Annotated in this window: 7 protein-coding genes, 1 pseudogene and 1 riboswitch; of the genes and pseudogenes, 7 read left to right on the forward strand and 1 reads right to left on the reverse strand. The window is 40.5% G+C overall.

The features are described 5' to 3' along the window. The first annotated feature begins 4 nt into the window (after positions 1-4). Positions 5-113, forward strand: a riboswitch (TPP riboswitch). Positions 114-282: 169 nt separating this feature from the next. After that, positions 283-777 carry an energy coupling factor transporter S component ThiW gene (gene thiW, locus M3Z76_RS16260; RefSeq protein WP_293928849.1) on the forward strand — a complete coding sequence of 165 codons (495 nt, stop codon included), beginning with the start codon at positions 283-285 and terminating at the stop codon, positions 775-777. A gap of 50 nt (positions 778-827) precedes the next feature. Here thiW and M3Z76_RS16265 read toward each other — a convergent pair whose 3' ends face one another. After that, on the reverse strand, positions 828-1,550 hold the full coding sequence (locus M3Z76_RS16265) for an LVIVD repeat-containing protein (RefSeq protein ID WP_293928851.1): 723 nt from the start codon (positions 1,548-1,550) through the stop codon (positions 828-830). Positions 1,551-2,038: 488 nt separating this feature from the next. On the opposite strand from M3Z76_RS16265, the gene M3Z76_RS16270 reads away from it, so the two are divergent. From M3Z76_RS16270 to M3Z76_RS16295, 6 genes and pseudogenes are all read left to right on the forward strand, one after another. Beyond that, positions 2,039-2,788 (forward strand): IclR family transcriptional regulator, encoded by a 750-nt coding sequence (locus M3Z76_RS16270; RefSeq protein WP_293928861.1) that lies wholly within the window; start codon positions 2,039-2,041, stop codon positions 2,786-2,788. A 440-nt stretch (positions 2,789-3,228) separates the two neighbouring features. Beyond that, positions 3,229-3,765 carry a 3-hydroxyanthranilate 3,4-dioxygenase gene (locus M3Z76_RS16275; protein ID WP_483310182.1) on the forward strand — a complete coding sequence of 179 codons (537 nt, stop codon included), beginning with the start codon at positions 3,229-3,231 and terminating at the stop codon, positions 3,763-3,765. Beyond that, entirely contained in the window at positions 3,750-4,766 is a 1,017-nt protein-coding gene (locus M3Z76_RS16280) for an amidohydrolase family protein (RefSeq protein ID WP_293928853.1), read from the forward strand. Before M3Z76_RS16275 ends, M3Z76_RS16280 begins: the two co-directional genes overlap by 16 nt. Further along, on the forward strand, positions 4,763-5,212 hold the full coding sequence (locus tag M3Z76_RS16285) for a RidA family protein (RefSeq protein ID WP_293928854.1): 450 nt from the start codon (positions 4,763-4,765) through the stop codon (positions 5,210-5,212). Before M3Z76_RS16280 ends, M3Z76_RS16285 begins: the two co-directional genes overlap by 4 nt. Before the next feature lie 11 nt (positions 5,213-5,223). Continuing rightward, positions 5,224-6,693 carry an aldehyde dehydrogenase gene (locus M3Z76_RS16290; protein ID WP_293928855.1) on the forward strand — a complete coding sequence of 490 codons (1,470 nt, stop codon included), beginning with the start codon at positions 5,224-5,226 and terminating at the stop codon, positions 6,691-6,693. A gap of 62 nt (positions 6,694-6,755) precedes the next feature. Continuing rightward, positions 6,756-7,406, forward strand: a pseudogene (locus tag M3Z76_RS16295) (2-keto-4-pentenoate hydratase); the annotation flags it as partial. Positions 7,407-7,485 lie beyond the last annotated feature (79 nt).

Consider the following 7,485-nt stretch of genomic DNA (forward strand, 5'->3'; position numbering starts at 1 on the left):
TTGCTTGCACCACTAGGGGAGCCTTTGAGAGAGGCTGAGATGTATCTGTGCGATATAGACCCTTTGAACCTGATCTAGCTTACACTAGCGTAGGAAAGTGGCGACATTAAATGATACATGCTCATTTTATGCCGTCTCCCTGTATTTTAGTGGGTGCGGCATTTTTTCATTGGGAGAGGGCGAAGCGCCAATAGATTCATGAAAAGCGCCAATAGAATTGCTCTAAGCGCCAATAGAAGCGTCCAAACCGCCAATAAAATAAAAATTAAAGAGGTGTTGTTGATGTCAGTTCGTAAATTAACGCTGATGGCGTTATTTGTTGCTATCGCAGTAGCAGGTTCTATGTTTGTAGCAATTCCTACAGGGATAGCCCGTGCCTATCCAATTCAGCATGCGGTCAATGTTGTAAGTGCTATTTTTTTAGGGCCAGTGCCAGCAGTAATTATAGCTTTTGTTACAGCTTTAGTACGTATTTTTACAGGGACAGGCTCATTGCTGGCGATTCCTGGTAGTGTTATAGGAGCCTTTTTAGCTGCAATGGCTTATAAATACAGTCATAAAGCATGGTTAGCTGGTGTCGGTGAAGTTATTGGCACAGGTATTATTGCGTCATTAGTTGCTGTTCCATATGCCAAAATACTAATGGGTACATCTGTCGCAGCGTTTGCTTTTATGCCAGCCTTTTTCATCTCGAGTGCAATCGGTGCGATATTAGGTGTAATTATTGCGGCGAGCTTACGCAATACAGTGTTAGCAAAACATTTTCAAACAATATAATAGAGAAGGGCTGTCAGGAAAAACATTATCTGATAGCCCTTCTCTCATAATTAAAGGTCTTGCTCCTTCTCTTCCTCTTCTTTTGGTAGTCCGATGATTGGCTCACCTAGTAATGGGGAGGACAGGACGTACATGCCGTGATTAGAAAATGCCCAAATTAAATTGCGATCCCATTCAACGAAAATGCCATGTACTGGGTTGGAATGGTCGCTTGGACGCGTCGTTTCTCCATCTTCATTTGGAATATCTCCAGACATTTTTGGTACGAAATATGCTTCAATTGTTGGGTTTTCAGGATCGGCTAAATCAAATACTTGAACACCCGCATTATAGAATGCATAAGGCATAAAGCGCTGACTTGGTTCTCCAGGATTGATTGTTGCATAGCCACTGCGTTTTGGACCAAAGCTACCACGACGCTGACAATAGTCAGTAAATGGTGCTGACTCAGGTGGTGTTGGACGTTCAAGAGTCGTGACGATTTTTGGGTTATAAGGATCTTTTACATCAATTGCATAAATATCTTTATAAGGCTCATGACAATCTTCTCCTAATGGATAACCGCTAAAGTAAACCATACCCGTTGTTTCGACCTTTGTTACATCAATATTGTCACCCTCTGTACCACTAACACTCATCGGCATATCAATATGAGAAACCGCTTTCATATTGGCTGGATCAGATATGTCGATGACCCAGAAACCAAATCCGCCCATTGCTGCATAGCCATATTTTCCGCCTTCTTCAACAGGCTTAGGGATAAATAATGGCATTCTGGAACCCATCCAGCTTGTTTTGTTACCAGCGCGAGGGTTTTTGTTGTAGTCAGCTTCTTCTCCTACACGTTGACCCGGAACCCACCAAGTAGATAAAAGCTTAGGATTTGTTGGATCTGAGACATCATAAGCTAACTGAGCGCCTGAATACAGGTAGCTTTTATACTCTGTATTACTAAAGCTGTCATTCGGTGCGCCTGCTACGAATAAATACTTATCGCCTCAGAATGATCTGCTACCCGTATTTAACGATTTTTGGAGCGCTTTTACTTGCTACCGTTGTACTCTCTACATGGTTTTCACCCGATTTTAGAGCGACGTTAACACTAGGGTTCCCATGGTTAATCTTTATTACAATCTGCTACTTCCTTTGGAAAAAGGCTAACGGAAAAAAGATTGTAAGTGACAAGGAGCAGTAGTTTTAAAAATCGTACAACTAGCTTTCGGTTTGAAATGAAAAAATGATAAGTAGGTGGGTTCTGATGATTATTGAATCTGTAAAAAAAGCTTGTCAAATCATTAGCTGTTTTTCAAATGAAGAGCCTGTGCTTGGGGTTGGAGAAATTGCTGATAAGCTCAATATGAATATTAGCACAGCCCATCATTTAGTTACTACGCTTTGCCATGAAGGCGTTTTGATTAAAGATAATAGAAAGAAATATCGCCTTGGCTGGAGATTGCTAGAATGGAATAATCATGTGATGTTTCAGCAAGATGTCTACGATAAAGCGATGCCATTAGTTAAGGAATTAATACAGTGCTATAGAGGAACTGTTCATATTGCTATGTTTGATAAAGGAACTGTCGTGTTTGTGTTAAGAATGACATCAGAGGAGTCCGTGCCTATTCAAACATATGTTGGCTCAAGGAAACCAGCCTATGCAACTAGCGCTGGCAAAGTATTACTTGCCTATAATTCAAGGTATTTTAAAGAAACCATTACTGAGGGGCTGTCGAGTGAGGCGCCAAATACGATTACAGATATTCGAAAGTTAAAGGAAGAATTGCAAGGTGTACGGACAAAAGGGTATTCCGTCAGCAATAATGAAAACTCAGATAGAATGTACGGGGTTGCAGCACCTATTTTTTCTTATGCGGGTGAAATTATTGCGGCAGTGAATTTAGTAGGACCAATCTCGTATATGCAAGGCAATGATCGCAACAGAATGATTCAAAGTGTAATGAATACAGCAAAGTCTATTTCAAGAAAGCTAGGCTATATTGATTTATCATGATTCAGTAGAAAACGCCCACCTCTTTAGGTGGTGCGACGCAATTACGCCAAGGCGTAATTGATAAGGTGAAGCTTCAATCAAGAGGGGTTTCTTGATCTCTATGGATTGATAGCTTGTACCCAACTATCCTTGTTTATTAATGTGGAATAAAAATAGCAAAGTGTAGACAAAGCAAATGACAAGATGCTTTGCCTGCACTTTTTTAGTTGTTGATTATTTCAAAAAAATAATAAGAATATTTCGCTAATTTCAGCATGTGAAATAATCGGATTTTAGCTTAAAGGCAATTTGATTATAGTAGTCGTAGAGCTCAAGTATGACAAGTAAAAGGGGGAAACATCTTACATTTTCTTGATTTTTATAAAAGTCGATTGTTCGTAGAGGAAGTATCATCGAAACAATAAAAAATTGGAGGTTTTATGATTATGACAGAAACAACAATGAATACATTGAAGGCTTTTAATTTATTAAAGTGGATTGAGGAAAATAAAGATGTACTACAGCCACCTGTTAATAATAAGGTGCTTTGGGAGGATTCTGAATTTATTTGCATGATGATTGGTGGACCAAATCGTCGCCGAGAGTTTCATGTTGACCCTTCAGATGAATTTTTCTACCAAGTGAAAGGTGATTGCTTTGTAGAAATTATTAATCATGAAGGAAAGCGTGAAGTCATCACAATTAAGGAAGGGGAAGTATTCATGTTGCCAGCGATGGTGCCACATTCCCCGCATCGTATTGCAGATACGTATGGCTTAGTGATTGAGCGTAAACGAGATCACGGAGAGCTAGAGGATTTCGTTTGGTTCTGTGATGCTTGCAATCATGAAATGCATCGCAACCGTGTGCAATTAACGGATATTGAAACACAAGTAAAAGGTGGTATTGAGCAGTTTAACAGCAGCTTAGAATTGTGCACATGTAAAAATTGTGGTCATATCATGCCAGAAGAAGTAGGTTTATGGCAATGCGAGTAGATTTTCATACACATATTATTCCAGAGGATATACCTAATTTTATCGAGAGATTTGATGGCGAGCGCTGGCCTGTATTGGAAAAAACCTGTTCCTGTGGAGCGAATATTATGGTTGCGGGTAAGGTTTTTCGTGAAGTAACAGATCAAGTGTGGAGTCCACAAAAAAGAATTCAGGATATGGATGCAGAAGGTGTGGATATACAAGTATTATCTCCTATTCCAGTGACGTTTTCTTATTGGGCGGAGCCAATAGCCGCGGAGGAAATGTCAAAAGTTCAAAATGACTTTATAGCCGATACAGTGAAGCAATATCCTAATCGATTTATTGGACTAGGTACTGTCCCGCTCCAGAATGTGGAGGTATCTATACGAGAAATGCAACGCTGTATACAGGAGCTAGGGTTAAAAGGGATTGAAATTGGAACAAATATTAATGGAAAAAACTTAGATGATCCTGCCTTTACGAAATTTTTCGAAATGGCTGAGCGCTGGGAAGTACCATTGTTTATTCATCCATGGGAAACATTAGGCACAGAACGAATGCCACGTCATAATTTTATGTACACTGTGGGAATGCCAAGTGAGACAGCCTTGGCTGCTGCGAGTTTAATTCTTGGTGGTGTGATGGAGCGATTCCCTAAGCTAAAGATTTGCTTTGCGCATGGTGGTGGATCATTTCCTTCTATCCTTCCACGTTTAGATCAAGGGTGGCATGTATGGCCTCATTTACGGCAAACAACAAAGCCACCTAGTTATTACGCGAAAAGTTTCTATTTTGACTCACTTAATTATGATGCATTGAATTTGAAGCTTTTAATTGATCGTTTTGGCTTTGAAAAAGTAGTAATGGGATCAGACTATCCATTTTTATTAAGAGAAATCCCACCAGGAAAAGTAGTGGATGAGACGCTAGAGCTGACTGATGAACAAAAAAAGGCAATTTTAGGTGAAAATGCACTGACTTTCTTAAATATAAAAATAGGAGAGGGGCTAGAGTCATGAGCACACCAGAGCAAAAGTTAAAAGAACTAGGGCTTGAATTGCCTGCATTAAGACCTGCATGGGGAGATTATGTGAGATGTGTTAGAACTGGAAATTTATTGTTTACAGCTGGTCAAGGTGTCGATGAATACCACGGTAAATTAGGAAGAGATTTAACAGTGGAGGAAGGCTATTTAGCAGCACAGCAAGTAATGCTTAACTTATTTAGTGTTGTGAAAGCGGAAATTGGTGAGCTAAGTAAAGTAAAGCAATTTGTAAAAATACTAGGAATGGTAAATAGTACAGAAGATTTTATCGAACATCCGCAAGTAATGAATGGCGCATCTGATTTAATTAACAAAGTGTTTGGTGAAAGAGGGAGGCATGGTCGTTCATCAGTTGGAATGGCACAGCTACCAAACAACACGGCAATTGAAATTGAAATCATTGTTGAAATAGAGGACTAGGAGGGAAGCGGATGACACAAGAAATTGTAGCTGAAAAGATAACCGTCCAAAATGCAAAGCTTTTTATTGATGGTGAATATGTCGATGCGCTTTCTGGCGAAACCTTTGATTCAATCAATCCAGCAACAAATAAAAAGTTAGCTAGCGTCGCAAATGGTGGGGAAGCGGATGTAAAGCGTGCCATTGAAGTAGCGCAGCGTACATTTGCTAGTGGACGATGGAGTGCAATGCCTGTCGAAGAAAGAGCCCGGATTTTATGCAAAATGGCAGACTTAATTCTGGAGAAGGTAGAGCAACTAGCGCTTGTTGAAACATTAGATGTAGGGAAGCCGATTAAGGAAAGCCGCGGATTTGATATTCCGCGTGCTGCTGCTAATTTTCGCTTTTTTGCTGAAATGGCAAAGTACATGGTGCATGAGCATTATGATATGCCAAACCATATGTCCTATGTTCAGTATGCACCAGCAGGTGTCACAAGCCTAATCATTCCATGGAATTTACCGTTTATGCAAATGACATGGAAAGTTTCAGCTGCTTTAGCGGCAGGCAATACCGTTGTTGTAAAACCTGCTTCCTACACGCCATTAAGTGCGGTAATGTTAGGGCAAATTGCGAATGAGGCTGGGTTGCCACCAGGCGTATTAAATATTATAACAGGGCCAGGTCATACCGTAGGAACGGTTATGGCAACACATCCATTCGTGCGCAGAATTTCCTTTGTTGGCGAATCCAATACAGGAAAAACCGTTATGCGTAATGCGGCTGAACAGTTAATTCCCGTTTCCTTAGAGCTTGGTGGGAAGTCAGCGAATATTATTTTTGATGATGCTGATTTAGATGAAGCAGTTGCTGGCTCAATTGAAGCAATTTATCGAAACCAAGGTGAGATTTGTTTAGCAGGCTCTCGTATTGTTGTACAGCAAGGCGTATATGACCAATTTTTAGAGAAATTTACGGCAGCTGTGAGGCAAATAAAAGTTGGCAATCCATTGGAGGAGTCAACAGATATGGGCGCATTAGTTTCCAAAAATCATATGCAAACGGTTGATGATTATGTGCAAATTGGGCTTGCTGAAGGAGCAAAGCTAGCATATGGAGGCAAAGCAGTGGCAGGGATGGAACAAGGAAACTTCTATGAGCCAACCATTCTTTATGATGTTGATAATAAAATGCGTGTGGCACAAGAAGAGATTTTTGGACCTGTGCCTGTAATGATTCCATTTAAAACAGAGGATGAGGCTGTTCAAATTGCGAATGATTCGATATATGGCTTAGCCGGGGTCGTATGGACGAATGATTTGAGACGAGCACAGCGTGTAACATCGCGTATCCACAGCGGTTTACTTTGGGTTAATTGCTGGTATGTACGCGATTTACGAACACCATTTGGGGGAGCAAAGGCAAGTGGCATTGGTCGAGAAGGTGGGCGTCATAGCTTTGATTTTTATACAGAAGCCAAAACCATTACGATTAAAAAATAATAACAGCGAAAGGTGACAGTGTTGCTCACCTTTTGCTTATGTGAGAAGCGGGAGGGTTTTTAGTGCAAGTTAAAAATAGGCAATTGGCAAAGGAATTACTAGCTGCAGAGAAATTGTGTCAAGGGGTAGCGCCTTTAAGTGAGCGTGATGGTGAATTAACGGTAGAGGATGCTTATCAAATTCAGCTAGAAATGGTGCAAATGAAGCTTGCAGAAGGTAGAAAAATCATTGGGAAAAAGGTAGGACTCACAAGTGTCGCCATGCAAAAAATGCTAAATGTCGATGAACCAGATTATGGGCATTTATTTGATGATATGGAGCTTAAAGACGGTGCGCTCGTGTCAGTAAATTCCATGCTTTCCCCAAAGGTCGAAGCAGAAATCGGCTTTATACTTGCAGAAGATTTAGTAGGACCAAATATTACGTATGTAGACGTTTTGCTCGCAACGAAATACATCGTACCCACAATTGAGATCATTGATAGTCGTGTGAAAGATTGGCAAATAAAACTAGTAGACACAGTAGCGGATAATGGTTCATCTGCAAAGGTCGTTATGGGCGATAGCATGCTCACAATCAATCAAGTCGATTTGCGCACAACGAGCATGGCACTTTATAAAAATGACGAGCTTATCGCAACTGGTGCGGGAGCTGCTGCGCTTGGTCATCCAGCACATGCAATTGCCTGGCTTGCTAATAAATTATATGAATATGGTCACTAGCGTCGCATTAAAATAATTCAACGCATCGTATTAAACTGAATTTTCTGTAATATAATCCAAGCATAAAAAA

It is taken from the genome of Metasolibacillus sp., assembly GCF_025291715.1.
GTDB classification, from domain to species: Bacteria; Bacillota; Bacilli; order Bacillales_A; family Planococcaceae; genus Metasolibacillus; species Metasolibacillus louembei.

Coding starts and splice junctions, on each gene's coding strand:
- M3Z76_RS16265 (WP_293928851.1), bottom strand. CDS start 1,550: ATGCCATTATTTATCCCTAAGCCTGTTGAAGAAGGCGGAAAATATGGC.
- M3Z76_RS16285 (WP_293928854.1), top strand. CDS start 4,763: ATGAGCACACCAGAGCAAAAGTTAAAAGAACTAGGGCTTGAATTGCCT.
- M3Z76_RS16290 (WP_293928855.1), top strand. CDS start 5,224: ATGACACAAGAAATTGTAGCTGAAAAGATAACCGTCCAAAATGCAAAG.
- thiW (WP_293928849.1), top strand. CDS start 283: ATGTCAGTTCGTAAATTAACGCTGATGGCGTTATTTGTTGCTATCGCA.
- M3Z76_RS16275 (WP_483310182.1), top strand. CDS start 3,229: ATGAATACATTGAAGGCTTTTAATTTATTAAAGTGGATTGAGGAAAAT.
- M3Z76_RS16280 (WP_293928853.1), top strand. CDS start 3,750: ATGGCAATGCGAGTAGATTTTCATACACATATTATTCCAGAGGATATA.